Source organism: Streptomyces anulatus (assembly GCF_014650675.1).
Taxonomy (GTDB): domain Bacteria; phylum Actinomycetota; class Actinomycetes; order Streptomycetales; family Streptomycetaceae; genus Streptomyces; species Streptomyces anulatus.
On sequence record NZ_BMVK01000018.1, the window covers coordinates 142,131 to 168,084 of the forward strand.

23 protein-coding genes and 1 riboswitch are annotated in these 25,954 nt (G+C 73.5%); of the genes, 14 read left to right on the forward strand and 9 right to left on the reverse strand.

Going from position 1 to position 25,954, the window contains the following annotated elements:
- Nucleotides 1-10: 10 nt before the first annotated feature.
- The 9 genes from IE272_RS32205 (at nt 11) to IE272_RS32245 (ending at nt 10,389) form a co-directional block, all read left to right on the forward strand.
- Nucleotides 11-943, forward strand: a complete 933-nt coding sequence (locus IE272_RS32205; RefSeq protein ID WP_190009267.1) for a carbohydrate kinase family protein — start codon at nt 11-13, stop codon at nt 941-943.
- 100 nt (nt 944-1,043) lie between these two features.
- Nucleotides 1,044-2,159, forward strand: coding sequence for a beta-ketoacyl-ACP synthase III (locus IE272_RS32210; protein ID WP_229897873.1), 1,116 nt, complete (start codon nt 1,044-1,046; stop codon nt 2,157-2,159).
- Nucleotides 2,143-3,399, forward strand: a complete 1,257-nt coding sequence (locus IE272_RS32215) for a beta-ketoacyl-[acyl-carrier-protein] synthase family protein (protein ID WP_050362618.1) — start codon at nt 2,143-2,145, stop codon at nt 3,397-3,399. The genes IE272_RS32210 and IE272_RS32215 overlap by 17 nt, the downstream gene beginning before the upstream one ends.
- A gap of 73 nt (nt 3,400-3,472) precedes the next feature.
- A complete protein-coding gene (locus IE272_RS32220; protein ID WP_190009309.1) occupies nt 3,473-5,482 on the forward strand; it encodes an acyl-CoA dehydrogenase family protein in 2,010 nt (669 codons plus the stop codon).
- A 105-nt stretch (nt 5,483-5,587) separates the two neighbouring features.
- Nucleotides 5,588-5,863, forward strand: a complete 276-nt coding sequence (locus IE272_RS32225; protein ID WP_050362616.1) for an acyl carrier protein — start codon at nt 5,588-5,590, stop codon at nt 5,861-5,863.
- A complete protein-coding gene (locus tag IE272_RS32230; protein WP_190009269.1) occupies nt 5,860-7,083 on the forward strand; it encodes a beta-ketoacyl-[acyl-carrier-protein] synthase family protein in 1,224 nt (407 codons plus the stop codon). The genes IE272_RS32225 and IE272_RS32230 overlap by 4 nt, the downstream gene beginning before the upstream one ends.
- Before the next feature lie 119 nt (nt 7,084-7,202).
- A riboswitch (cobalamin riboswitch) is annotated at nt 7,203-7,388 on the forward strand.
- 60 nt (nt 7,389-7,448) lie between these two features.
- Complete coding sequence (locus tag IE272_RS32235) at nt 7,449-8,495, forward strand: ABC transporter substrate-binding protein (RefSeq protein WP_107103477.1); 1,047 nt, start codon at nt 7,449-7,451, stop codon at nt 8,493-8,495.
- Nucleotides 8,492-9,601, forward strand: a complete 1,110-nt coding sequence (locus IE272_RS32240) for a FecCD family ABC transporter permease (protein WP_057661130.1) — start codon at nt 8,492-8,494, stop codon at nt 9,599-9,601. Before IE272_RS32235 ends, IE272_RS32240 begins: the two co-directional genes overlap by 4 nt.
- The gene (locus tag IE272_RS32245) at nt 9,598-10,389 is read left to right on the forward strand and encodes an ABC transporter ATP-binding protein (protein WP_190009270.1); all 792 of its coding nucleotides are present in this window, start codon (nt 9,598-9,600) and stop codon (nt 10,387-10,389) included. Before IE272_RS32240 ends, IE272_RS32245 begins: the two co-directional genes overlap by 4 nt.
- Before the next feature lie 103 nt (nt 10,390-10,492).
- Here the strand turns inward: IE272_RS32245 and IE272_RS32250 are convergent, their stop codons facing one another.
- Nucleotides 10,493-11,554, reverse strand: a complete 1,062-nt coding sequence (locus tag IE272_RS32250; RefSeq protein ID WP_190009272.1) for a PRC and DUF2382 domain-containing protein — start codon at nt 11,552-11,554, stop codon at nt 10,493-10,495.
- 281 nt (nt 11,555-11,835) lie between these two features.
- On the opposite strand from IE272_RS32250, the gene IE272_RS32255 reads away from it, so the two are divergent.
- Nucleotides 11,836-12,573 carry an adenosylcobinamide amidohydrolase gene (locus IE272_RS32255; protein ID WP_229897884.1) on the forward strand — a complete coding sequence of 246 codons (738 nt, stop codon included), beginning with the start codon at nt 11,836-11,838 and terminating at the stop codon, nt 12,571-12,573.
- A 16-nt stretch (nt 12,574-12,589) separates the two neighbouring features.
- Here the strand turns inward: IE272_RS32255 and IE272_RS32260 are convergent, their stop codons facing one another.
- From IE272_RS32260 to IE272_RS32295, 8 genes are all read right to left on the reverse strand, one after another.
- Nucleotides 12,590-13,843 carry a sulfite oxidase gene (locus IE272_RS32260; protein ID WP_056700269.1) on the reverse strand — a complete coding sequence of 418 codons (1,254 nt, stop codon included), beginning with the start codon at nt 13,841-13,843 and terminating at the stop codon, nt 12,590-12,592.
- 103 nt (nt 13,844-13,946) lie between these two features.
- Nucleotides 13,947-15,164: a homoserine O-acetyltransferase MetX gene (gene metX / locus IE272_RS32265; RefSeq protein WP_056711882.1), complete on the reverse strand. Its 1,218-nt coding sequence runs from the start codon at nt 15,162-15,164 to the stop codon at nt 13,947-13,949.
- Entirely contained in the window at nt 15,161-16,522 is a 1,362-nt protein-coding gene (locus tag IE272_RS32270; protein WP_190009274.1) for a bifunctional o-acetylhomoserine/o-acetylserine sulfhydrylase, read from the reverse strand. Before IE272_RS32270 ends, metX begins: the two co-directional genes overlap by 4 nt.
- A gap of 271 nt (nt 16,523-16,793) precedes the next feature.
- Entirely contained in the window at nt 16,794-17,327 is a 534-nt protein-coding gene (locus IE272_RS32275) for a thioesterase family protein (protein WP_073960412.1), read from the reverse strand.
- Nucleotides 17,324-18,331 (reverse strand): 3-hydroxyacyl-CoA dehydrogenase NAD-binding domain-containing protein, encoded by a 1,008-nt coding sequence (locus IE272_RS32280; RefSeq protein WP_190009276.1) that lies wholly within the window; start codon nt 18,329-18,331, stop codon nt 17,324-17,326. Before IE272_RS32280 ends, IE272_RS32275 begins: the two co-directional genes overlap by 4 nt.
- An 85-nt stretch (nt 18,332-18,416) precedes the next feature.
- The gene (locus IE272_RS32285; protein WP_176739417.1) at nt 18,417-19,310 is read right to left on the reverse strand and encodes a beta-keto acid cleavage family enzyme; all 894 of its coding nucleotides are present in this window, start codon (nt 19,308-19,310) and stop codon (nt 18,417-18,419) included.
- A 112-nt stretch (nt 19,311-19,422) separates the two neighbouring features.
- The gene (locus IE272_RS32290) at nt 19,423-20,316 is read right to left on the reverse strand and encodes a TetR/AcrR family transcriptional regulator (RefSeq protein WP_056700273.1); all 894 of its coding nucleotides are present in this window, start codon (nt 20,314-20,316) and stop codon (nt 19,423-19,425) included.
- Nucleotides 20,317-20,472: 156 nt separating this feature from the next.
- Nucleotides 20,473-21,363 (reverse strand): RNA polymerase sigma factor SigF, encoded by an 891-nt coding sequence (locus IE272_RS32295; RefSeq protein WP_190009278.1) that lies wholly within the window; start codon nt 21,361-21,363, stop codon nt 20,473-20,475.
- A 616-nt stretch (nt 21,364-21,979) separates the two neighbouring features.
- Between IE272_RS32295 and IE272_RS32300 the strand changes: the two genes are divergently transcribed.
- The 4 genes from IE272_RS32300 (at nt 21,980) to IE272_RS32315 (ending at nt 25,872) form a co-directional block, all read left to right on the forward strand.
- Entirely contained in the window at nt 21,980-22,741 is a 762-nt protein-coding gene (locus tag IE272_RS32300) for a GNAT family N-acetyltransferase (RefSeq protein ID WP_057661117.1), read from the forward strand.
- Nucleotides 22,742-22,953: 212 nt separating this feature from the next.
- Complete coding sequence (locus IE272_RS32305; RefSeq protein WP_050362602.1) at nt 22,954-24,231, forward strand: PP2C family protein-serine/threonine phosphatase; 1,278 nt, start codon at nt 22,954-22,956, stop codon at nt 24,229-24,231.
- 88 nt (nt 24,232-24,319) lie between these two features.
- Nucleotides 24,320-25,075 carry a TetR family transcriptional regulator gene (locus tag IE272_RS32310; RefSeq protein ID WP_098893576.1) on the forward strand — a complete coding sequence of 252 codons (756 nt, stop codon included), beginning with the start codon at nt 24,320-24,322 and terminating at the stop codon, nt 25,073-25,075.
- Nucleotides 25,072-25,872, forward strand: a complete 801-nt coding sequence (locus tag IE272_RS32315) for an SDR family NAD(P)-dependent oxidoreductase (RefSeq protein ID WP_190009280.1) — start codon at nt 25,072-25,074, stop codon at nt 25,870-25,872. The genes IE272_RS32310 and IE272_RS32315 overlap by 4 nt, the downstream gene beginning before the upstream one ends.
- Nucleotides 25,873-25,954 lie beyond the last annotated feature (82 nt).

The following is a 25,954-nucleotide window of genomic DNA, read 5'->3' on the forward strand; positions in this document are numbered from 1 at the left end:
CCCCACCCCCATGCTCAACCACAGCGAACTGCTGGTCGTCGGCGAATGCGTCGCCGACATCGTCCGGCTGCCGGACCAGACCGCCCGGGTCCACCCGGGCGGCAGCCCCGCCAACGTCGCGTACGGCCTGGCCCGCCTCGGCCACCGCGCCGTCCTGCTCACCCAGCTCGGCCCCGACGGGAACGGGCGGCTCATCCGGGAGCACCTCGCCTCCGGCGGAGTCGACGTCCGCACCGACGGCTCCACCGCCCCCACTCCGTCGGCCGCCGTCACCCTGGACGGGTCCGGGCAGGCCGGTTACGCCTTCGACGTCTCCTGGACCCTCGCCCCGGTCGCCGTCGAACCCGCCCCGGTCCATGTGCACACCGGGTCGATCGGTGCGGTGGTGGAGCCCGGGTCCACCACGGTCCTGGACATCGTGCGCGCCGCCCGGGCCACCGCGACCGTCAGCTACGACCCCAATGTGCGGCCCGCCCTCATGGGCGATCACGCGGCGGCCGTGCGCCGGGTCGAGGAGTGCGTCGGGCTGAGCGATCTGGTCAAGGCGAGCGACGAGGACCTGGAGTGGCTGTACCCCGGGGAGGATCCGGAGCGGGTCGCTGCACGCTGGCTGGGGCGCGGTCCCGCCGTCGTGCTCGTGACCCGGGGCGGCGCCGGGGCCCTGGCCGTCCTGTCCGGCGGCCCCATCACGGTCCAGGCCCCGGAGGTCGACGTCGTGGACACCGTCGGCGCGGGCGACGCGTTCATGTCGGGGACGCTCCACGCCCTCGCCGCGCACGGCCTCCTCGGCCCCGGGGCGCGTGACCGGATGCACGCCGTGGACCGGGGCACCGTCACCGACGTCCTGCGCCACGCGGTCGCCTCCGCCGCCGTGACCGTCTCCCGGGCCGGGGCCAATCCGCCCGGCGCGGACGAGCTCCGCGAGGCGCTCGCAGACAACTGACACCACGTCATGACCCGTTCGGCGCAGTCGAACGCATCCTCGTGAGACGTTCCGCCGTTCGTCAACCGGATGCAGTACGACAACGGGAGCGGGGCAACGGGTGGCGAGGAGACGGACGTCCGACAGCGGTACGGAGCCGGGGACGCGGGCGGGCGTCTTAGCGGCCGGGGCGCGCACGGCGGTGCTGGAGAGCGTGGCGGGATGGGTGCCGGGGGAGCCGGTCGGCAACGACCGGCTCCCCGCGGACTGGGAGGTCGACGACGCCTGGGTACGCCGCCGCACCGGCATCGGCAGCCGGCACCGCGCCGGACCGGGCGTCGCCACCGGGGACCTCGCCTACGAGGCGGCCTCCCGGCTGCTGGCCCGCGCCCCCGCGGCGGGCGAGGTGGACGCGGTGGTCCTCGCCACCGCCACCCCCGACCACCTCTGTCCGGGCACCGCCCCCGCGCTGGCGGCCCGGCTCGGGCTCGGCACCGTACCGGCCCTGGACATCGCCGCCGTGTGCAGCGGCTTCGTCTACGGACTGGCCGTCTGCCACGGGCTGGTCGCCTCGGGACTCTACGAGCGGGTCCTGCTGGTCGGCGCCGACGTCTACTCGACCTGGCTCGACCCGGCCGACCGCTCGGCGGGCGTCGTCTTCGGCGACGGGGCGGGCGCCGCCCTGGTGGCGGCCGGGCACTCCGGCGATCCCGGGGAACTGCTCGCGTTCGACCTGGGCAGCGACGGCACGGGCTACGACCTGATCACCGTCCCCGGCGGCGGGGCCCGCGCACGGGCGAGCGGAAAGCCGCCGGCCCTGGACGACGGGTTCTTCCGCATGCAGGGCGGCACGGTCTACCAGCACGCCGTCGAGCGGATGACCGGCTCCTGCCGGACGCTCCTGGACCGGGTCGGCTGGGACCCGGCCGAGGTCGACCGCTTCGTGCCGCACCAGGCCAACGCCCGGATCCTGCACGCCGTCGCGGAGCGGGTCGGCATCGCGCCGCAGCGCTGCGTCACCCATGTGGAGCGGGTCGGCAACACCGGCGCCGCCTCCATCCCGCTGGCCCTGGCCGACGCGGCGGGCCGAGGCCGCCTCCGCTCCGGCGACCGGGTGCTGCTCACCGCCTTCGGGGGCGGACTGACCTGGGGTTCGGCAGCGCTGCGCTGGCCGGGGACCCCGGGGACCATTTGCACGGATTCTATGGAAGGAACACAGCATGTCGCTCCCCGCTGATCAGGGCACCGAGGCCGGAGCCGGCACCGCCATCGCGGTGACGGGTGTTGGCCTGGTGACACCCGCAGGGGCGGACGAGCACAGCTTCTGGGAGAGGCTGTGCTCCGGGCACTCCACCGCCCGGCGGTGCGAGGAACTGGCCGGTCTGCCGGTCGACTTCGCCTGTCCGGTCGACGGCATCGACCTGGACGCGGCGGTGGGCGGCCGGTCGGTGTGGCGGATGGCCCGGTTCGTGAAGCTGGCACTGGTGGCCGCCCGGCAGGCCGTCGCCGACGCCGGCCTCGACCCGGCACGGTGGGACGGCAGCCGGGTCGGGGTGGTCCTCGGCGTGGGCGTCGGCGGCGTCTCCGTCCTGGTGGACAACGCGGCCAAGCTGGCGGCCTCGGGCCCCGAGGCGGTCTCCCCGCTGCTCGTCCCGATGATGATTCCCAACGCGGCGGCGGGCGAGGTCGCCATCGCCCTGAAGGCGGGCGGCCCGAGCCTCGCCCCCGCCACCGCCTGCGCCTCCGGGGCCACCGCGGTCGCCGTCGCCCGCGATCTGCTGCTCGGCGGCAGCTGCGACGTGGTGGTGGCGGGCGGCGCGGAGTCGGTGCTGACCCCGCTGGTGGTCACCGCCTTCGCCCGGATGGGCGCGCTCTCCACCCGCAACGGCGACCCGGCGGGCGCGTCCCGCCCGTTCGCCGCCGACCGGGACGGCTTCGTCATCGGCGAGGGCGCCGCCATGCTCGTCCTGGAGCGTGAGGCGGGGGCCCGTGCCCGGGGCGGCCGCCCGCGTGCCCTGCTCACCGGGGCGGGGTCCAGCACGGACGCCCACCACCCCACCGCCCCGGCCCCCGACGGGTACGGCGCCCAGCGGGCGGTCCAGGCGGCGCTCGACCAGGCGGGCTGGACGCCGTCCGACGTCGACCACATCAACGCCCACGGCACCTCCACGCCCCTCAACGACGCCATGGAGACCACGCTCATCTCCCGGCTCTTCCCGCACCGGCCGCCGGTGACCGCGCCCAAGGGCGTCGTAGGCCACACCCTGGCGGCGGCGGGCGCGATCGAGGCGGTGGCCACCGTCCTGACGCTGGAACGTTCCGTCGTCCCGCCGATCGCCAACCTGGACGCGCTCCCCGACGCCTTCCCGCTCGACTGCGTGACCAAGGAGCCGCGCCACCAGCGGGTCGAGACGGCGCTGAGCCACTCCTTCGGCTTCGGCGGCCACAACGTCGCCCTCGCCTTCCAACGCGCCTGATCCACAGGGGCATTTCGGGACGGCGAGGGTGTCCTCGCCGTTCCTTGATCGTTACTGTGTTGTGACCGTAATCATGAACGACGCGGCCCCGCCGTCCACGAACGACCTGCTCACCGCGGTGCTCTTCGGACCGAACTTCCGCCGGGAACACGGTTTCTGGCGCCGGCTGCTCACAACAGAACCGTTTCGCCGTCCCGATGGCGGCACCCCCGACGAACGACTCGCCCTCTCCTACCACCGGCTGCGGATCCTCAACAACGCACTCGACAGCGGCGCGAGGCTGGCCGCCGACCCCCGGGCGCTGGCCGCCCTGCACGAGTGGCTCGGCCCCGTCGACCCCGCGCTGACCACCGTGGCGGGCATCCACTACAACCTCTTCCTCGGCAGCCTCCTCGACCACGACGCGGGCACACTCCGCGACTTGTCGGACTTCCTCGCCCTGCGGCGCGTGGGCACCTTCCTCTGTACGGAGGTGGCGCACGGCAACGACGCGGCGGCCATCGAGACGACCGCGACGTACGACCGCGAACGCGACGGCTTCGTGCTGCACACCCCGCACGCCGGGGCGCAGAAGTTCATGCCCAACACCAGCCCCGCAGGAGGTCCCAAGTCCGGTGTCGTGGCGGCCCGGCTGCTCGTCGACGGCGCCGACCACGGGGTCTTCCTCTTCCTCGTCCCGCTCACCGACGCCCATCGCGCCCTGCCCGGTGTCCGGGTGCGGCGGCTGCCCGCCCGGATGGGTTCCCCGGTCGACCACTGCCTGACCTCCTTCGACCGCCGCTTCGTCCCGCGCGACGCGCTGCTCGCCGGACAGCAGGGACGGATCGGGGACGACGGGCGGTTCCGCAGCGAAGTCCCCAACCGCAGAAGGCGGTTCCTCGCCTCCATCGGCCGGGTCACCCCCGGAAAGCTCTCCATGAGCGCCTGCGCGGTCGGCTCAGCCCGGGTCACCCTGGCCATCGCCGTCCGCTACGCCGGCCACCGGATGATCTCCGGATCGCGCGCCGTGCGGCGGATCCCGGTGTACGCGCACCGCACCCACCACGGGCCGCTGGCCGGGGCGATGGCCACCGTCTACGCGATGAGCCTGCTGCACCGCAGGGCCCTGGACCGCTGGGAGTCGGCCCCGGAGTCCGACCGGGACGAGGCGGAACGCCTGGTGGCCGTCGCCAAGGGGTGGATCACCTGGCAGGCGCGCGCCGTCATCGTCGAGTGCCGCGAACGGTGCGGCGCCCAGGGGCTCCTGGAGAACAACGGCATGACCGAACTGTTCACCGGCATCGAGGGCGCGATCACCGCCGAGGGCGACAACCTCGCCGTGCACGCCAAGGCCGCCGCCGAGATGCTGTTCAGCGCCACCGTCCGGGAACCGGCCCCGGAAGGCCCCGGCGATACGGACGATCCCGCCTTCCTCGGGGGGCTGTTCGCGGCCGTGGAGGACCTCTGGTTCGCCCGCGCCCGCGAGCGGATGGCCGCCGCCCCGCCCGGCGACCCGCTCGGCCGGTGGAACGCCGCCTCCTCGGCCGCGCTGCGCGGCGTCGAGGCACACGCCTACCGGCAGGCCGACGAAGCGTACGCCGAGGCCGTCGCCGCCCTGCCCGATGGCGCTGCGCGCGAACGGCTGACCGAGCTGCGCAGGCTCTTCGCGCTCCGGTGGATCGCCCGCAACAGCGGCGACCTGCTCGCATCCGGACGGCTGACCGCCGATCAGGTCACCTTTCTGCCCGACGCGGTGGAGGACGCGGTCGCCGTCGTGGCCGAACACACCCCCGCCCTGGTGGAATCCTTCGCGCTGCCCGAGCGGTTGATGTCGGACTGGCCGATCGCCGGACCCGGTTACGCGGACGTCTACGACGACCCCGAGGGGTCCTGGCACCGGGGCCGCCGGGTGGGGATCCGGGGCCGCGCGGCGGAGTTCCGGCGGCCCGTCTGCGGCAGCAGGAGGCGCCCGCTGCGCGAAAAGGTGGCGGCGCTCGGCACCCGCGGCGTCCTGCTGGCGTACTGGGGAACCACCTCCGTGCTCTCCCGATGGTTCGAGAAGCCGCAGGTGAGCGTTGACGAATCGGTTCACCCGAAGGCGTAACCGGAGGATCGTCATCCAGTTACATCGGGCGGTGGGCCATCGCGTTCACGGACCCGCCGCGCAGCACGAAGCCAAGCCGATGAGACGCCGATGAGAGGAACCACCATGAGGACCATCCACCCCAAGATCACCGAGGTGCTGACCGGGACGTTCAAGGTGCCCGCCGCCGAGATCCTGCCGGAGTCCACCATGGACAGCCTGGAGATGGACTCCCTCGCGGTCGCCGAGTTCGCCGTCGTCATCAAGGAGACCCTGGGCGTCGACGCGGACTCGGAGAAGCTGTACAAGGACGCGACGCTGGCCGACATCACCGCGTACATCGACGCGGCCGTCGGCAGCGCGGCGGCCGAGGCCACGGTGCCGGTGAGCAACACCCGATGAAGCGACCCGCCATCGCCGTCACCGGGCTGGGCATGATCACCCCGGTCGGCCACACCACCGACACCACCTGGGACGGAGTCTGCGCGGGTGTGTCGCCCGCCCGTACCGTCCCCGAACTGCTGGGCTGCGAAGTCGACTTCGCCTGTACGGTCTCCGGCATCGACCTCGACGACGCGGTCGGCGGCCGGACCGCGTACCGGATGGGCCGGTACGTCAAGTTCGCGCTCCTCGCCGCCCGGGAAGCGGTCGCCGACGCCGGGCTCGACCCGGCGCACTGGGACGGCGCCCGGGTCGCCGTCGTCGTCGGCACCAGCAGCGGAGGATCCGCGGGACTGACCGAACAGGCCGTCGCCCTGGAGCGGCGGGGCCCCGGGGCCACCTCGCCCTCGGGCATCCTGCTGACCATCCCGAACATGCCCGCGGCCGAGATCGCCATCGGGATGAGGGCCACCGGCCCCAGCCTGGCGCCGTGCACGGCCTGTTCGTCCGGGGTGACCGCGCTGTCGGTGGCCCGGGACATGCTGACGCTGGGCCAGTGCGACATCGCCATCGCCGGGGCCACCGAGTCGATCGTGTTCCCGGTCGCCATGACCGGCTTCGCCCGCTCCGGCGCGGCAGCGCTGCGGGACGGCGACCCCGCCCGCCTCTGCCGCCCCTTCGCGGCGGACCGGGCCGGGATCGTCATGGGCGAGGGCGCGGCCATCATGGTCCTGGAGCGGGCGGATGAGGCCCGTGCGAGAGGCGCCGTCCCCCGGGCGCTGATCGCGGGCGCGGGCGCCACCACCGACGCTCATCACCCCACCAGCCCCCACCCGTCCGGGGACGTCGCACGGGCGGCGGTCGACGCCGCGCTGCGCGACGCGGGCTGGCGTGCCGAGGACGTCGACCACGTCAACGCGCACGGGACGTCGACCCCCCTCAACGACGCCACCGAAGCCGCCCTCATCGGCCGGTCCTATCCGCACCGGCCGCCCGTCACCGCCCCCAAGGGCGTGCTGGGCCACTGCATGGGGGCGGCCGGCGCCATCGAGGCGGGCCTGACGATCCTCACGCTCCAGCACGGAGTGGTCCCCCCGATCGCGAACCTGGACGCCCCCGAGCCCGGGTTCGACATCGACTGCGTCACCAAGGTCCCGCGCGAGGTGCCCGTACGGCGGGCGGTCAGCCACTCCTTCGGCTTCGGCGGCCAGAACGCGGTGATCGCCCTCCAGGCTCCGTAACCCCCGGGCCCCGAAGCCCTGGCGGACCCCGCCGGGCCGGTGCGGCGGGCCGATCCCGCGCCGCACCGGCCCCGCGTACAGCCGCCCGCCGCACCGCCTCCGACCAGCCCGAAGACGCGTGATAGCTTGCCGGGGCCAGTCGAACCCCACGACGGGGTCAGGGAATCCGGTGCGAATCCGGAACTGACGCGCAGCGGTGAGGGGGACGGGCGGGGCCACGGCCACTGGAGCACGGATGTGCTCCGGGAAGGCGTCCCGCCCGGACGAACCCGAGTCCGAAGACCTGCTGGCGCCCGCGCCCGCACCGTGGCACGGGAACCGTACGACGGGCTCCGCGGCTGGGCCCAGAGACACCGAGGTCCTTCGTGCTGCCCACGGCCACCCCTGCCCCGATACGCACCGCCGCCCTGCTCGCGGCGGGACTCCTCCTGCTGACCGCCTGTGGCGGCGACGGGAGCACCGCCGCCGCCGAGGGCGGCACCGCCGACGGATTCCCGGTCACGCTCAAGAACTGCGGGCGCACCGTCACCGTGAAGGCCCCGCCCGAGCGGGCCGTCTCCGTCGACCAGGGCTCGACCGAGATCCTGCTCTCGCTCGGCCTGGCCGACCGGCTCGCCGCCACCGCCACCTGGACCGATCCGGTCATGAAGGGCCTGGAGAAGGCGAACGCGGGCGTCGAGCGGATATCGGAGAACCGGCCCTCCTCGGAGAAGGTCCTCGACAAGGAGCCCGACTTCGTGTCCGCGTCCTTCACCTCCACCCTCGCCAAGGGCGGAGTCGCGCCCCGCGAACAGTTCGAGCAGCTCGGCGTCCCCACCTACATCTCGCCCGCCGACTGCGCGGGCAAGGACAACAGCGGCGGCGGCGACGGAGCCCGTACCGCGCCGCTGACGATGGACAGCGTCTACACGGAAGTCCGCGAACTGGCCCGGGTGTTCGGCGTCCCCGAACGCGGCGACGCCCTGGTGAAGAAGCTCCGGGCCCGCGTGGACAAGGCCACCGACGGCGTCGACGCGTCGAACGCCTCCCTTCTCTACTGGTTCTCCGACTCCAAGGCCCCCTACCTCGCGGGCTGTTGCGGAGCCCCCGGTGTCATCACCGAGGAACTCGGCGCGAAGAACGTCTTCGACGACACCCGAGACGAATGGCCCCAGATCAGCTGGGAGACCGTCGCCGACCGCAACCCCGACGTCCTGGTCATCGGCGACCTGACCCGTACGACACAGACCGCCGAGAGCGCCGCGAAGAAGATCGAGTTCCTGGAGTCCGACCCGGTCACCAGGACCATGGACGCCGTGAGGAACCGCCGCTACGTACTGCTCAGCGGACAGGCCATGAACCCCACCATCCGGACGGTCGAGGGACTGGAACGCGTCGCGGCCGGACTGCGCGGCTTCGGGCTCGCGGGGTGAGCACCGGGAACCGAACGGCGGCGGAGCCGGTGCCCGCCGCCGGGGAGAGGGATGCGGCGCCGCCCGTAGCCCGGCCCGCCCCCGCCCGGCACGGCGCCCGGCTCGCCGTGCCGTTCTGGACGGGCGGGATCCTGCTCCTGCTGCTCTCCGTCGCGGTCGCCGTGACCATCGGGCCCGCCCGGATCTCCGTGCCCGACGTCCTCTCCGCCGTCGCCGCGCACCTCGGGTTCGGCGATTCGGACCTCAGCCCGATCCGCGACGGCATCATCTGGAACCTCCGCATGCCCCGCACCCTCCTCGCCGCCGTGTGCGGCGCGGGTCTCGCGGTCTGCGGCACGGTGATGCAGTCCCTGCTGCGCAACCCGCTCGCCGACCCCTTCGTCCTCGGCGTCTCCTCCGGGGCCTCGACCGGGGCGGTCGTGGTGGTGGTCCTCGGGGTCGGCGGGGGAGCGGTGTCGCTGTCGGCCGGGGCGTTCGTCGGGGCGCTGCTCTCGTTCGCCCTGGTGCTGCTGCTCAGCCACACCCTCGGCGGCTCCACCGACCGGGTCGTCCTCTCCGGCGTCGCCGCGATGCAGCTCTTCTCCGCCCTCACCTCCTTCGTCGTGATGACCTCCGCCGACGCCGAGCAGACCCGCGGGGTGCTGTTCTGGCTCCTCGGCTCGCTCAGCGGGGTCGGCTGGAGCGAGGTCGTCCTCTGCTCCGCCGTCCTCGCCGTCTGCCTGGTGATCTGCCTGGCCCACGCCCGTACGCTCGACGCCTTCGCCTTCGGACAGGACGCCGCCGCCGCGCTCGGCGTGAACGTCGCCCGCACCCGGATCGTCCTGCTGTGCACCACCGCGCTGCTGACCGCGGCCCTGGTCAGCGCCGCCGGGGCGATCGGCTTCGTCGGACTGGTCCTGCCGCACGCCGCCCGCGCCCTCACCGGCTCCGGGCACCGACGGCTCCTCCCGGTCACCGCGCTCGCCGGGGCCGTGTTCCTGGTCTGGGTCGACACCCTCGCCCGGACCGTCCTGGACCCCCAGGAAGTACCGGTCGGCGTCGTCACCGCGCTGATCGGCGTCCCCGCGTTCGTCCTCGTCCTGTACCGCACCCGGAGCACACCATGAGCCGCACCACGAACGGTTGTGAAGGCCTGCGCGCCGACCGGGTCGGCCTGGAGGCGGGCGGCCGGCTCATCCTCGACGGCGTGGCCATCACCCCGCCTCCCGGCTCCACCGTCGGACTGCTCGGCCCCAACGGCTCCGGCAAATCCACCCTGCTGCGGATCCTCGCGGGCCTTCTCGCCCCGGACACCGGCGTCGTCACCCTGGACGGGGATCCCCTCGCCTCCCTCGGCCGCCGCACCGTCGCCCGCCGGATCGCCGTCGTCGACCAGCACGCGGTCACCCAGGTCGACCTCAGCGTCCTGGACGTCGTACGCCTCGGCCGCATCCCGCACCGCCGCGCCTGGTCGGCCCCGGACCGCACCGACGAGGACGCCGTCGCCGAGGCACTGCGCCGCACCGGGCTCACCGACCACGCCGGGCAGTCCTGGCACACCCTGTCCGGCGGCGAACGCCAACGCGTCCAGATCGCCCGCGCCCTGGCCCAGCAGCCCCGCGAACTCCTGCTCGACGAACCGACGAACCACCTCGACATCCAGCACCAGCTGGACCTGCTCGCCCTGGTCGCCGACCTCCCCGTCACCAGCGTCGTCGCGCTGCACGACCTCAACCTCGCCGCGATGTTCTGCGACCGGATCACCGTGATGAGGGCCGGCCGGGTCGTCGCCGGCGGGACCCCGGCCGAGGTCATCACCGAGGAGCTCATCGAGGACGTCTACGGGGTCCGGGCGGTCGTCACCCCGGACGGTCCCGACGGACGCCCCTCGGTACGGTTCCTGCCGCGCCGCTGAGCGCGGACGGCGCCGGACAGCCCGCCGGGCGGGCCCGTTGAACGAGCCCGCCCGGCGGCCGAGGACATGGGAGCGGCCGTGCGGCCACCTGAGGAAGTACCGGTCAGCGGCGTCGCCCCTGGCCGAACTCGCCTCCTGCGTCCTTGCCCTTGCCCATGTCCGTGCCGTCCGCGTAGTCGATCTTCTCCTTGCGGATCTCGGCGGAGACTTCCTTCTGCTCGGTGACCCGGTTGGTCTCCAGCCGGACCCGCTCCACCGGCACGGCCTCCTTGCGTACGGTGGCGCGTTCCGCGTGCAGCGTCACCTCGACGTCCTGCTCGCCGAAGTCCGTGGTCCCGGTGGTCTTCTCACCGGGCTGGAGCGGTTCGCGGACCACGCGGACCTCTTCGTGGGACACGGGCACGGTCCGGGTGACCTCCTCGGTCACCACGTACTTGTGCAGCCGCGCCTTGCCGCTCTCGTACTCCTCCTTGCCGACGTGCAGCTGCTCCTCGGAGCGGATCATCTCCTCGCGGCCGCTCATGTCGGCCGACCGGGACGTGCCCGCACCGGCGCCCGCCATCGGGCGTGCCGTGGTGGAGGCGTCCGTGTCGCGGTGCCTGCCCGTACCGCTGCCTGCTCCTGCCATGCCCGCTCCCGTAGTTCCCGCGCCGGCCGTCCCGGCGCTCGTGCCGACGGTGGTCGCCTTCCCGGTCGCCTTGGCGGTGGGGGCCGTTCCGGTCCCACGGGCCGCGCCCGCCGCGCCCGCCGCGCCGGCGGCGCCCGCCGCACCCATCGCCCCGGTCCCGGCGACGGTCGGCGCGTCCGCGCCCGCCGAACGGTTCTCACCGAGATTGCCGGACTTCCTGGTCAGGCCGTAGTGCCGGTACAGCTCCTCCTCCTCGGCCACGGAGAGGTGCGCGTCCGCGTCCACGCGCGGTGCGTCCTTGACGCTGTCCTTCGGATGCGCGAGGTGCAGGTCGGAGCCCACCCGACGGGCTCCGGCGAGCGGGACGAAGCTCTCCTTCATGCCGAACAGGCCGGTCTTGACCGTGACCCAGTCGGGCTTGCCGGTGTCGTCGTCGACGTAGACCCGGCCCACACTGCCGACCTTCTCGCCGTCGTTGTCGTACACGGTCAGACCGTCGAGTTCTCCGGAATCCGTGAAACCGTCAGCGGCTCCCATAACCGATTCCTCCTCTCGGGCACGCCCTGTGGGTGGCTCCACCAGAGGTGGCGCGTCCGGATTCCATCGCGCCTCACCCGCATGGACGCTGCAACCGCCCGCCCGGCCCGATCCTGGCTCCCGGAAGCCCGGTGCGGGGCCCCGGGCCCGTGCGGCGGCACCGGGCCGTCCCGGAACCTGTTAGGCCAATCGGGTGAGAAGCCGGGCCGCGCATATGATCGACGGACCGTGGCGGCCGAAGGACGGACCACCGCCGACCGCCGAGCCACCAGGGGTGCGCCATCTCTTCCGTACGCCTCCGGCCGCCCGCGCAACGCGGCGAACTGCGCGACCGGCACGAGGACGGGCACCGGCTCCACCACCTCCTGTGGCGGCTGGGGCCCGGCGTCCGGGTCTGCAGCAGCGCGGTGCTCGGCGGCGGCATCGGCCCCCGGGCCTGGATCCTCAACGCGCAGGTCCCCGGTGGTTACCCGCGCCTCGACCCGGACCGCCACCTCGCCGAGATCGCCGCCGCGGAGGGGCTCACCGGTCCGGGCGCCGGGCTGATGACCGCGGCCGACGTCGCCGCGTACACGACCGGCCACGACGGCGGCGTCACCGCGACCGTCACCGCCGGCCTCGGTGTACGGGGCTGGGCGGCGGTCCCCGACACCGCCACTCGGGCGCCGCGCCGACCGGAGGCGGAAGTCCCGGGGTCCCCGTTCCGGCCGGAGGACGAGGAAGTGCCGGGGGCTCCGTTCCGGCCGGGCACGGTCAACATCGTCGTCACGCTGCCCGTCGCGCTCTCCGACGCCGCCCTCGTCAACGCCGTCGCCACCGCCACCGAGGCCAAGGTCCAGGCACTCCTGGATGCCGGGCTCGACTGCTCGGGCACCCCCACGGACGCCGTGTGCGTCGCCGCCCCCGAACCGGGACAGGACGGCGGCGAACCCTTCGCCGGACCCCGGTCCACCTGGGGCGCGAGGATCGCCCGCGCCGTGCACACCGCCGTACTGGCAGGGGCCCGCACGGCACCGTGACGCGGCCCGGTCCGGCTCAGACCACGCTCACCGGATGCCGCACCACCGCGTCGAACAGGTAGCCCTGGGTGTTGTGCGCGGTGGCCACCGGCTGCGTACGCCCCGAACGGTCCGTCGCCCGCGCCAGCAGCACGGCCGGTCCCCGCTCCTTCGGCACCCAGTCGGCCGTCCAGCGCACCCAGCTCCCGGCCCGCGGCTCGTCCCGTAGCCGGGCCCGCCGCCAGTGCGTCCCGCCGTCGGTGCTGACCTCCACGGCCCGCACGGGCGCCCCGCCCGACCAGGAACGCCCGGTCAGCAGCGTGCGCCGATGGGCGCGGAACGAGGCACCCGGGGCCAGCTCGAAGGCGCTCTTCAGGGTCTGCCGGGTGAGCGGCGCGCTTCCCTCGGGCGGATGCCCGGGACCGAACAGCCGGTAGAGGCCGGTGTTCCACGGGGTGAGCAGCGGCTCGGCGCTCACCTCGATGTCGCCGACCCACTTGATGTTGGCGATGCCCACCCACGACGGCACGATCAGCCGGACCGGGTAGCCGTGGTCGGGCGGCAGCGGTTCGCCGTTCATCTCGTGGGCGAGGACGACGTCGTCCAGCGCCTTCTCCACCGGCAGCGGACGGCGCACCCGCCCCAGGTTCACTCCGTCGGTGACGACCTCCGCGTCCAGGCCGCGCGGCAGGACGTCCACCGCGTGCCGCCCGATTCCCGCCCGGCGCAGTACGTCCGACAGCCGAACCCCGCGCCAGCGTGCCGTCCCGATCGCCCCGAGCGTCCACGCGGTGCCGCTGACCGCCTGGCCCTGCTGCGAGGTGAAGAAGCTGCGGCCGTTGCCCGCGCACTCCACGAACGCGGTGCGCGTCACCTGGGGGAGGGCCAGCAGGTCCGCGAAGCCGAAGTCCACCGGGCCGCCCGTCAGCCCGTCGCCCCACACCGTCAGCTTCCAGTCGGTCCGGTCGATGCGCGGGGTGGCGGTGTGATTGCGGACGAAGAACCGGTCGGCGGGCGTGAGCAGCCCGGTGTCCCGCAGGGCGGCGAAGTTCGTCTCCGCGTTGGTGCCGCGCAGCGTGAACAGCTCCGGAGGCAGCGGCTTGACCACCCCGGGCAGCCCGTCGGCCGCCCGCGCGGGTGCGGCGACCGAGGCGAGCGGCACGGCGGCCGATGCCGCCGCGACCAGCTTCAGCAGATCGCGGCGGTCGATCCCGGCGGAGCGTGCCCGGCCGCCGGTCCACTGCCGCATCCGTATCCGGTCGTAGACGTCCTCGGTCGGAACCGGGCTCATGGAAGCTCCTCGCAGGTCAGGTGGAGAGTCGGGGTGGAGAGTCGGAGTGGAGAGTCGGGGAGAAAGGCAGGGGGAGCCACCGGTGGGCGGGCCAGGCGGGCGGTCAGGTGGGAGAGGGAGCGGAGGGGGCGGGAGCGGAGGGAGCGGGGCGCGGGCGCGGCTGCGGCAGGCTCGCGAGCAGTTCCCGTACGAGCGGGCCCACCTGCTCCGTCTCGATGAGGAAACCGTCGTGCCCGCAGGGCGAGGCGATGGTGCGCACGGCGTCCGCCCCCGGCAGCAGCGCGGCCAGACGCTCCTGCTGCGCCAGGGGGTACAGCCGGTCCGAGTCGACCCCCGCGACCAGAGCGGGCATGTCCGCCCGGCGCAGCGCGCGGGCGATCCCGCCCCGGCCCCGGCCGACGTCGTGGCCGTTCATCGCCTCGGTGAGCGTCACATAGCTGCCCGCGTCGAAGCGGCGCACCAGCTTGTCCGCGTGGTGGTCTAGGTAGGACTCCACCCGGTAGCGGCCGCCGTGCCCCGGCTGCTCCCCGGGCTGCGCCCGGCCGCCGAAGCGGGAGTTCAGCTCGGGTTCGCCGCGGTACGTGATGTGGGCGATGCGGCGCGCCTGGCCGAGGCCTCTGTGGGGGCCGCCGCCCGGGGGCGCCCGGTGGTAGTCGCCGCCCCGCCATCCCGGGTCGGAGCGGATCGCGCCGATCTGCACCGAGCCCCAGGCGATCTGCTCGGCGGTCGCGGCCGCCGGGGCGGCGAGCACGAGCAGCGAACCGGTGCGCCCGGGCCTGCTCACCGCCCACTCCAGGGCCCGCATACCGCCCATCGACCCGCCGACGACGGCCGCCCACCGGTCGATGCCCAGCACATCGGCGAGCGCCGCCTCGGCCGCCACCTGGTCCCGGACGCTCAGATACGGGAACAGCGGCCCCCACGGCGTGCCGTCGGGCCCGAGGGAGGAAGGGCCGGTGCTGCCCTGGCAGCCGCCCAGGACGTTGGGCGCGACGACGAACCAGCGGTCGGTGTCGACGGCCCGGCCCGGACCGACCAGCGCGTCCCACCAGCCCGGCGTCGGATGCCCCGGGCCGGCGGCTCCGGCCACATGGCTGTCGCCAGTCAGCGCGTGCAGCACCAGCACGGCGTTGGACCCGTCCGCCGCCCGCTGCCCCCAGGTCTCGTACGCCAGGCGCACCCCCGGCAGCAGGACGCCGGACTCCAGGGGCAGCGGGTCCTCGATCGCCGCCCAGCGGCGACGACCGGGCGGATCCCCCTCCCGCCGGCCGCCGGAGGCCGGCGGGAGGGGGCGCGCGCGGTGCGGGGCCGTCCGGTTCAGGACGCCGCCTTCGCCGCCCGGAAACCCGCCTCCAGGTCGGCCTTCAGGTCGTCCACGTTCTCCAGTCCCACCGACAGCCGCACCAGACCGGGCGTCGCGCCGGTGGCGAGCAGCTGCTCCTCGGTGAGCTGACTGTGCGTGGTGGAGGCCGGATGGATGATCAGGCTCCGTACGTCACCGATGTTGGCGAGGTGGCTGAACAGCCCGACGGCGTCCACGAATTGGCGGCCCGCCTCGGCCCCGTCCCGCAGTTCGAAGGCCAGCACGGCCCCGGCCCCGCGCGGCAGGTAGCGCTGCCCGGCCTCGTACCAGCGGTTCGACTCCAGACCCGCGTAGTGCACGGTCTCCACCTCGTCGCGCCGCTCCAGCCAGCGGGCGAGCTCCAGCGCGTTGGAGGTGTGCCGCTCCAGCCGCAGGCTGAGCGTCTCGACGCCCTGGAGCAGCAGGAACGCCGAATGCGGCGAGAGGGCGGGACCCAGGTCGCGCAGCAGCTGCACCCGGAGCTTCACCGCGAACGCACTCGGGCCCAGGTCGGGCCAGTAGCGCAGCCCGTGGTAGCTCGGGTCGGGATCGTGGAAGTCGGGGAAACGGTCGGCGTGGGCCCCGAAGTCGAACGTGCCGGCGTCCACGACCACGCCGCCGATCGTCGTGCCGTGCCCGCCGAGGAACTTGGTCGCCGAGTGGACCACGATGTCCGCGCCGTGCTCGATCGGCCGCAGCAGGAAGGGGGTGGGCACGGTGTTGTCGACGATGAGCGGCACCCCGGCCCCGTGCGCGGTGTCCGCGACGCCCCGGACGTCCAGCACGTCGCCGCGCGGATTGCCGAGCGTCTCGGCGAAGAACGCCTTCGTGTTGGGCCGGACCGCGGCCCGCCAGGCCTCCAGGTCGTCCGGGTCCTCGACGAACGTCACCTCGATGCCGAACCGGGGAAGCGTGTGACGGAAGAGGTTGTAGGTGCCGCCGTACAGCGACGGGGAGGACACGATGTGGCCCCCGGCCCCGGCCAGCGTCAGGATCGCCAGCGTCTCGGCGGCCTGCCCCGAAGCCAGCGCGACGGCGGCGACCCCGCCTTCCAGCGCGGCGATGCGCTGCTCCAGGACGTCCTGGGTGGGGTTGTGGATGCGGGTGTAGATGTTGCCCGGCTCGGCCAGCGAGAACACGTCGGCCGCGTGCTGCGTGTCGCGGAAGACGAAGGACGTCGACTGGTAGATCGGCACCGCGCGGGCGCCGGTCGTCGGGTCCGGGGCTGCGCCGGAATGGATCTGCTTGGTCTCGAACGACCAGGCGGCGCCGGGCTCCTGACGGTTCTGGTTCTCGGGGGTGTGGCCTGCGGTGACGGAGTCGAGGGGCTGGCTCATGTGGTTCCTCGCACGGGGCGGTGACGGCTGAATACGGACCGTAGGCCGCATACCGCACCCTCGGAAGCGTGTCGCCCGCCCGGCCACGAACCCGCAACGGCGCGTCATGGCCCGCAACACTGCGGCAACGGAGAAGCCATACCCGGCCGCTCCGGAGCCGCCGCTCTCCGCCGCCTCCCCGCTCCGTCGCCGCCACATCCCATCGCTTCCCCGCTCCGTCGCCGCCCCGGCCCGGCGGTGACGGTGACGGCGACGGGAGTACGGAGACGGCTCAGCGGACCGCCGGGACCTCGGTGATGGAGCGACCCGCCCACGCGGGCGGCGGTTCGACGAGCGCGGCCAGCCGCTCCCGTACCGAATCCGGGAACGGGACGGTGCGGCCCGCCCGTTGGTCCACATGGAGCGCCAGCAGCTCGCTCGTCGCCACCGGGGCGGCCTCCGGCTCCGGCGCGGCGTCCGGTGCGCCGACCACGTACAGCTCGTGGCTGAAGCGCGCCTTCTTCGCGTCCACTCCCAACAGGCGTGTCCGGACGGCGAGATGGGCGCCCTCGGCCACGTCGAGGAGATAGCGCAAGTGCGACTCGACGGTGTAGAGCGAGCAGCCGGTGCTCTCCCGGTATCCGGCGTGCAGACCGGTCTCGATCATCATCGCGTCGGTGGCGTACCCGAAGACGAGGACGTAGAACGCCTCGCTCATATGGCCGTTGTAGTCGATCCACTCGGGTCGTACCGTCCGGTGGACCAGGGGGAGTTCCGTGGCGTCGTCGGTCACGGTCGTCTCCTCGGGGGCCGGGTGCTCGCTCATCGGGCGACCTCCTCGGCGGTCCGGGGCAGGCGGCCCGTCGCCCGCAGGACGTCGATGACGCCCCGGTCGCGTTCGGCTACCAGGTCGGCGATGCTCCGGCCGTCCGCCGCCTGCTCGCAGCCGGCCACCACCGCCTCGTACAGGGCGCGGTCCAGTTCGGGTGCTTCGAGCCGGGTCCAGGGCGACTTCAGCGACGGGCCGAAGTGGTCGAGCATATGGGCCATCCCGCCCTCGCCGCCCGCGAGCGCGAACGTGAGCATCGGGCCCATGACGGCCCAGCGGAGCCCCGGGCCCTCGGTGATCGACGCGTCGATCTCCGCCACCGTCGCCTCGCCGTTGGCGACCATGTGCAGGGCTTCCCGCCACAGGGCCTCCTGGAGCCGGTTGGCTATGAAGCCGGGCACCTCGCGGTCCATGGTGATCACGGACTTGCCCGCGACACCGTAGAAGCGCGAGGCCCAGTCGACCGCGGCGGGCGCGGTCCGTTCACCGCCGACGACCTCGACCAGGGGAATGAGGTAGGGCGGGTTGAAGGGATGCCCGACGACGAGCCGCCCGGGGTCGGCGGCCTCCGTCTGCATGTCCGTCATCGGATAGCCGGAGGTCGACGAGGCGATCACCGTGCCGGCGGGCGCGGCGGCGTCCAGCCGGGCCAGCAGATCGCGCTTCAGGTCCAGCTTCTCGGGGGCGCTCTCCTGGACGAACTGGGCGTCGGCCACGGCCTCTTCGAGAGTGGCGGTGACGGTCAGCCGGTCCTGCGACGCTCCGGGGGCCAGGCCGAGCTGCTCCAGCGCGGGCCAGGCCGCGGCGATGAGCCGACGCAGCCGGACGGCAGCGTCGGGGGCCGGGTCCCAGGCGGTGACGTCGTAGCCGCGGGCGAGGAAGTGGGCCGCCCAGCCTCCGCCGATCACCCCGGCCCCGACACACGCCACACGGCGTACGTCCTCCGGGGCGCAGGGAGCGGCGGGGCCGTCGGTCGCGGCGGCAGTGGGGGTGACAGTCATGGGCGACTCTCCAGAAAGATGGGGGGGAGGGGGCGGCGGAGGCGGAGGCGGAGGGCGAACGGGGAGGTGAGGGAGGCGTGCGGGGTCAGGCGCGCGGGCGCAGGCCGAGCTTCGCGCGTGCCTCGTCGGGCGTGGCGACCCGGGAGCCCAGGGATTCGGTGATCCGCACGGCGCGCTCCACCAACTGGCCGTTGGTGGCCTTGACGCCCTTGCCCAGATAGAGGTTGTCCTCCAGGCCGACCCGGACGTGTCCGCCGAGCAGGATCGACTGGGCGACCCAGGGCATCTGCATCCGGCCGAGCGCGAAGCTCGCCCACTGGGCGCCCTGCGGAAGCATGTTGACCATCGCCTGGAGCACGCCCGGGTCGGCGGGCGCGCCCCACGGAATGCCCATGCAGAGCTGGAAGACCGTGGGGTCGTCGAGCAGCCCCTCGGCGAGGAGCTGCTTGGCGAACCACAGCTGTCCGGTGTCGAAGATCTCCAGCTCGGGGCGGACCCCGAGCTCCTGGATGCGCTTCGCGCCGGTGCGCAGCATGTCGGGGGTCGAGACGTAGAGGTTGCTGCCGTCGCCGAAGTTGAGTGAACCGCAGTCGAGGGTGCAGATGTCCGGCAGCAGCTCCTCCACGTGCGGCAGCCGTTCGAGACCGCTGACCAGATCGGTGCCGGGCAGCTGACGGAGCGGGGCCTCCGGGTCGATGACGAGGTCCCCGCCCATCCCGGCGGTCAGGTTGATGACCACATCGGTGCCGGTCTCCCGGATCCGCTCGACGACCTCCCGGTAGAGCCGCGGATCGCGGGAGGGCGCGCCGGTCTCCGGCTCGCGGACGTGGATGTGGACCACGGCGGCCCCGGCCCCGGCGGCCTCCACGGCGGAGGCGGCGATCTGCTCGGGCGTCACCGGGACATGGGGGCTGCGGCCGACGGTGTCGCCGGCTCCGGTGAGGGCGCAGGTGATGATGACGTCCTGGTTCACGGGCATGCGGGAACGTCTCCTCTCGGGGAGTTCGGGGAGTTCGGGGAGTTCGGGGGAGTACGGGAAGTTCGCGTTCGGGGGTTGGGGGTACAGGGGGTGTACGGGGCGGGCGCGGCCGTCAGCCGGACACGGGCGCCGTCAGGCAGGCGTCCACGTGGGCGATGAGCGCGTCGTGCATGGCCGGTGCGCCGGTGCCCGGGAGGCCGGGCTCGGTGGCCAGGACCTGGGAGGCCAGTCCGTCGATCAGCGCGGTGAGGGCGAGGGCCGCGCCGTCCGCGTCGACCGGACGGAACACGCCTTGTCCGACGCCGCGACGGATCACGTCGGCGACCGTGCCCCGCCACTGGCGGTAGTACTCCACGTGGAGCCGTCCGACCGTGGTGGACCGGGCGGCCTCGGCCCACAGGTCGAGCCAGACGCACCACTGCCGCCGTTGCTGTTCGGTGCGGGGCGTCTGGAGCTCGATCAGCAGACGCAGTTCGTCCCCGGCGTGACGGGTACCGGCCGTGGCCTCGGCACGGCGACGGGTGTCCTCGTCCATGCACCAGCGGACCGCCGCCTCCAGCAGTTCGTCACGGCCGGGGAAGTGGTAGTGGATCGCCGCCGTGCTGGTGTGGCAGGCGGCGGCGATGTCCGCGACCCGGACGGCGTGGAAGCCGCGTTCGGCGATGAGCCGGACGGTCTCCCGCACGATCTGCAAGGGTCTGCCGCCCTCCGGTGAGGGCGAAGGAGAGCGAGAGGGCGACGGGGAGCGGACGTTCGACGGTGTCGCCGCCGCACCCGCTGTCACCTCGCCCGCCGCGCCGGCCGTCGTGCCGATCAGCCGGCCGACGTCCACGCCGCCGATGTCCGCGATCCGGGCCAGCTCGGCGGCGGTGAAGCGCCGTGTGCCGTTCAGGGAGCGTGACAGCTTCGACGGATCGATGACGATCCGCCGCGCGAACTCGCGCGCGCTGACACCCGTCGCGTCGATCACCTGCCGGACCCGTGCGGCCACCTCGTCCTGCTGCATGGTCAGCCACCGTAGCCATGTGTTGAGAAAACCTCAACACGGTCGGACGTGGCCCTTTAACAAGAAGGGCGTTGCGGTTCTGACTGATGCATCAGTCAGAACCGCAACGCCCTTCTCGCCCGCTGTCCGCCCGCCCGGCGGAGTGGCTCGGGATGCTCACTCCTGGACGAGCATCCCGTTCCGCAGCTTGCCCAGCATCCGGCTCAGCAGCCGGGACACGTGCATCTGCGATATCCCGAGCTCCGCGCCGATCTGCGCCTGGGTCATCTCCTGGCCGAAGCGCATGTCGATGATCCGGCGCTCCCGCTCGTCCAGTTCGCCCAGCAGGGGCGCGAGGGCGTGGAGATTCTCCACGGTCTCCATGGCGGGGTCCGGTCCGCCCAGCACATCGGCGAAGGTCCGCCCGGCGGCCTGGCGGGGCCCGGTGTCCGCGGTGTCGGTCGGCATGTCCAGGGAACCCGCCGTGTAGCCGTTGGAGGCGACGATCCCCTCCGTGACCTCGGTCTCCTCGATCCCCAGGTCCTTCGCCAGCTCCTGCACCGTGGGGTCCCGGTCGAGGTCGCCCGCCAGGGACTCCTTCGCCTTGGCGAGGTCGACCCGCAGCTCCTGGAGACGCCGCGGCACGTGCACCGCCCAGCTCGTGTCACGGAAGAACCGCTTGATCTCCCCGACGATGTACGGCACCGCGAACGAGGTGAACTCGACCTCCCGCGACAGGTCGAAGCGGTCGATCGCCTTGATGAGCCCGATGGTGCCGACCTGGATGATGTCCTCCATGTCGCCACTGCCCCGGTTGCGGAAGCGGTTGGCGGCGAAGCGGACGAGGGACAGGTTCATCTCGATCAGGGTGTTGCGCGCGTACTGGTACTCGGGCGTGCCCTCCTCCAGGACCTGGAGGCGGTCGAAGAAGAGGCGCGAGAGCCGACGCGCGTCCATCGGGGCGACCTTCCCGGCATCCTCGATCCACGGAAGTTCCTCGGTGGTGCCCGCCTTCTCCGTACCGGCCGTCTTCGCGGTCCGTGCGGTCTGTGCGGTCTGCGCGTTCATGTCGCTTCACGCTCCCTGGTTCGTAGGCCCTGAGGTCTGTTCGCCTTCCCAGGGGTACGGCTCTCATGCGTCGAGGAGGGAGTTGATCCGGCCATCCGGTGTGAGTTGGCCGGAAATAGGCGTGGTTCGGCTCTGAAGCGCCGTCACCGCGAAGCGAGAGGCGCGAGGCGAAGGGCGCGAGCAATGAATGCGCAAACAACCGCCCCACCGGTACGGGGGAGCCCGGTGGGGCGGTCGCCACCAGAGTGCCACAGCCGGGCGGCCGTTGGGACCGGACCGGCGCGTATTGGCCTACGGATGAGTCGATTTCGCCGCTCGGCGGCTCGGGCGTACGCCGGGGCATCGGGGCGCCGTAGGGAGACGGGTTCCCTCGGCCGGGTCGCGACCCGACGGTGCTGGGCCGGTGTCCCGATGGCGGAGGCCCGGCGGCCGGCATCCCGGGGGCGCGGGGCAGGACGGACCGCGTCCCGATGATTGCGGCGTCGTGAACAGATTCGCCTCGCGGAATACCTGCCGTACCCACCGGCTTTTCCTGCCTGGCGGGTGCGCCGCGCCGAACCCCCGGGCACCCGCCGCCGAGAACCGCGCGATGGACGGAACGAGAACGAGGAAGACCATGACCCAGAACCACCCCCGGCCCCGGACCGACGCCCCTTCCCCGCTCCACCCGCTGGACAACCCCGCCCGGTCCTCGCTCACCGGTCCGCACGCCCACTTCGCCGAGAGGCGCGGGCGAATCCTGCGCTATCCCGCCGATGTCACACCCTGGCTCGCGCTCCCCGACGTCCCGGACGCCCAGGACTGGGCCGACGTCGCGGCGCTCGTCGGACCGGGCGGCTCCGTCGCCCTGGCCGCGTTCCAGGAGTCGCCGCCGCAGGACTGGGAGATCGCCTTCCGGGCCGAGGGCGTCCAGCTGGTCGACGCGTCGGTGGACGCCGCGCCCGATCCGGAGGCGGTCCCGCTGGGCCCCCGGGACGTGCCGGAGATGCTGGACCTGGTGGCGCGCACCCGCCCCGGCCCCTTCCTGCCGCGCACGGTCGAACTGGGCACGTACCTGGGCATCCGTAGGGGCGGCGCGTTGGTGGCGATGGCGGGGGAACGGCTGCACCCGCCCGGCTGGACCGAGATCAGCGGCGTCTGCACGGACGAGTCCGTACGGGGGCAGGGGCTGGCGAGCCGACTGGTCCTGGCGGTCGCGCACGGTATCCGGGAGCGCGGCGAGACGCCGTTCCTGCATGCCTCCGCCTCCAACACCGGGGCCGTCCGGCTCTACGAGTCCCTCGGCTTCCGGCTCCGCCGGCGTACGGAATTCCTCTCCGCCATCGTCCCCGCCACCCTCCCGTCGGCCGACGGGACCCGCAGGCCCTCGCTGCGCTGACCGATCCGGCGTACCGGGACCTGGGGCACTCCCGGTACGGGACCTGGGCCCCGGGCCGGAAGTCCCGGGCGGGACCTTTGGCGGCCGCCCCGGGCCCTATGCCCTCCTGCGCGGACGCCCGCCACCCGGTCCACTGGAAGGGACCGTCCGAAACTGCGGGCGGCACCGAGAGACCAGCGGGAGGACAGGCCGTGCCCATGAGGTTGCTGGACATGGCACTGAAGCGGAACGCGGTACGGCACGGGGGTGCTGCCGCGCCCGGTGCGGACGCCGGCGTCGCGACGGTGTCCCGGAGCCGGATCGGCAACTGGGCACTGGTCGGCGGTCTCGCGCTGCTGACCGTACTCGTCGTGCTCCTCGACGTCAGCACCGGCAACGACCTGCGGGTCGTGCCGCTGCTCGTGGTCGTCCCCGCACTGGCCTCCGTCTACTGCAGCCTCCGCCAGACCATCTGGATCGCGGTGTGGATCACCACGGTCGTCGTCGGATTCCGGGTCGGTGCCGACGGCACTTTCTGGGACTTCGTCTTCGGCATCGGATTCGCCGTACTGGCCTGTGCCCTCGGGGTCGCCGCCTGCGCGGCGCGGATCCGGCACGCCACCGAGATGGCGCGGCTGCGGTCCGCCGCCGTCACCCTGCAGCGCCAGATCCTGCGGCCGCTGCCGGTCGGTACCGACCACGTCATCGCGCACGGGCTCTACGAGCCGATCGAGGAGGACCGCTTCGTCGGCGGGGACATCTACGAGGTCGTCGAGTCGCCCTACGGGACCCGGGTGATCATCGGGGATGTCCAGGGCAAGGGGCTCGCGGCCATCGGCGCCGGTTTCGCGGCCATCGCCGCGTTCCGTGAGGCGGCCATCCGCGAACCCACGCTCACCGGAGTGGTGGAGGCGCTGGAGGCCGCAGTCGTCCGGCACAACGTGTTCTCCGCCCAGACGGGTGAGGCCGAACGCTTCGTGACCGCGCTCGTCCTCGGGTTCGACGAGGGCGGCCGGGTGGAGGCCGTGAACTGCGGGCACCTGCCGCCGCGCCTGCTGCACGACGGCCGGTCATCGGCCGTCACGCTCCACCGGACGTACGTCCCCCTCGGCCTCGCCGGACTGAGCCAGGAGACCCGTACGACCGAGTCCTTCGACCTCCCGCCGGGCGCGACGCTCCTCGTCGTCACCGACGGGGTGACCGAGGCCCGGGACGCCGCCGGCGCGTTCTACCCGCTGGACGAGCGGATCGGGGCCTGGGCCGGGCACGGGCCGCGCGAACTGCTCGACGCGCTCCACGTCGATCTGGAGGACTTCTCCGGAGGCGTCCGGCGCGACGACATCGCCGCGCTCGCCCTGCTGCACACCCCCGCCGACGGCAGGCGTCGGCCCGCGGCGCCCGGCGACGCCGCTTCCCGCGTGGCCCCTCCCGGCGCTGTGGTTCCCGGCGTTCGCGCACCCGGCGATGACGCCGACGCGGGCGAGAACGAGCGGCGGACCGCCGCGGTCTGAGCGCGCGCCGCGCGCCCGCGGCAGGCTTCCCTGATGTCCCCACGAGACGAATGTCGCGTGGGGACATTTTCAGGTGTACGGTGCACATATGACTCCGGAACGGAAGATCCCGGAACGGCGCAGCCGCAAGGCGCGCCGCACCCGCGACACCCTGGCGCAGGCCGCGTTCGAGCTGGTGCTCGACCGGGGGCTGCGGAACGTGACGGTCGAGGAGATCGCGGAGGCCGCGGACGTCGACCGCCGTACGTTCAGCCGGTACTTCACGAGCAAGGAGGCCGCCGCCCTCGACTCCCTGCGGGGCGACGGGGACCGCATCAACGCGGCCCTGCGCGCCCGGCCGGCCCCGGAACCCCCGCTCCTCGCCTACCGGCGGGCCGTCCTCGACTGGCTCGCCGATCCCGGGGCGGAGCCCTGGCACCGCCGCCCCCGGATCTTCGACCTGCTGGTCGTCGCCGAGGAGGAGCCGACCCTCTACGCCGTCTTCCACCACATCCGGGTGGACGCCCAGGAGGACTCGGTCGCCATCGTCGCGGACCGGCTCGGCGTCGACCCGCGGCAGGACATCCGGCCCGCCGTGACCGTCGCCGCGGGAGCGGGCGCACTGCTCGCCGCCCAGGCCGCCTGGGTGCGCGGAGGCCGCCCGGACGCCCTGCCCGCACTGGTCGCCGAGGCGTTCGACGCGCTCTCCGCCGACCTGCTCGGCGAACCGCGCCCCGCTCCGGAACGGCACCTGGACGCTCCGGAACAACACCCGGGCGCCCCGGAACAGCACCGGGGCATCACCAGCACCACCCGCACCACCAGCACCGCAGAAGAAGCAGAAGGAACCGAGGCAACCTCATGACCACCGAGCACAGCACCACCCCCGCACCCGAGGCGAAGGCCGAAGCCCAGGCCGAGTTCGCGGGCCGCACCGCTCTCATCACCGGCGGCGCCTCCGGTATCGGCCTCGCCCTGGCCCGGCGGCTCGCCGCCGGCGGCGCGGCGGTCGTCGTCGCCGACTACGACGAGGAGAGCGCACGCAAGGCCGCGGCCGAGCTGGAGAGCACCGGAGCCAGGGCCGCAGCCGTCGCGATGGACGTCACCGACCCCGCCTCCGTCGAAGCGGGCGTGCGATTCGCGGTGGACACCTTCGGCGCCCTCCACCTCGCCGTCAACAACGCCGGCATCGCGGGCCCCAGCAGCCCCACCGGCGAGTACCCGGTCGAGGACTGGAACCGCGTCGTCGCCACCAACCTCAGCGGCGTCTTCCACTCGATGCGCCACGAACTGCCCGCCATCGTCGCGGCGGGCGGCGGCGCGATCGTCAACATGTCCTCCATCCTCGGCACCAACGGCTTCGCGGGGTCGCCCGCCTACGTCGCGGCCAAGCACGGCGTCGTCGGCCTCACCAAGACCGCCGCGCTCGAGTACGCCGGGCAGAACGTCCGGATCAACGCGGTCGGCCCCGGCTTCATCGACACCCCGCTCCTGCGGAACACCGACCCGGGGGCCCGCGAGCACCTGGTCTCCCTGCACCCGGCCGGACGGCTCGGCACCGCCGAGGAGGTCGCCGAACTCGCCGCCTTCCTGCTCTCCGACAAGGCCTCCTTCATCCACGGCAGCTACCACCTGGTGGACGGCGGCTACTCCGCCCCGTGACGGAGCCCGAGTGGCGCGCGGGGGACACGGGGGCGACAAAAGAAGCACGGGGCGACAGAGCGAAACAAGGAAGAAGCGAGGA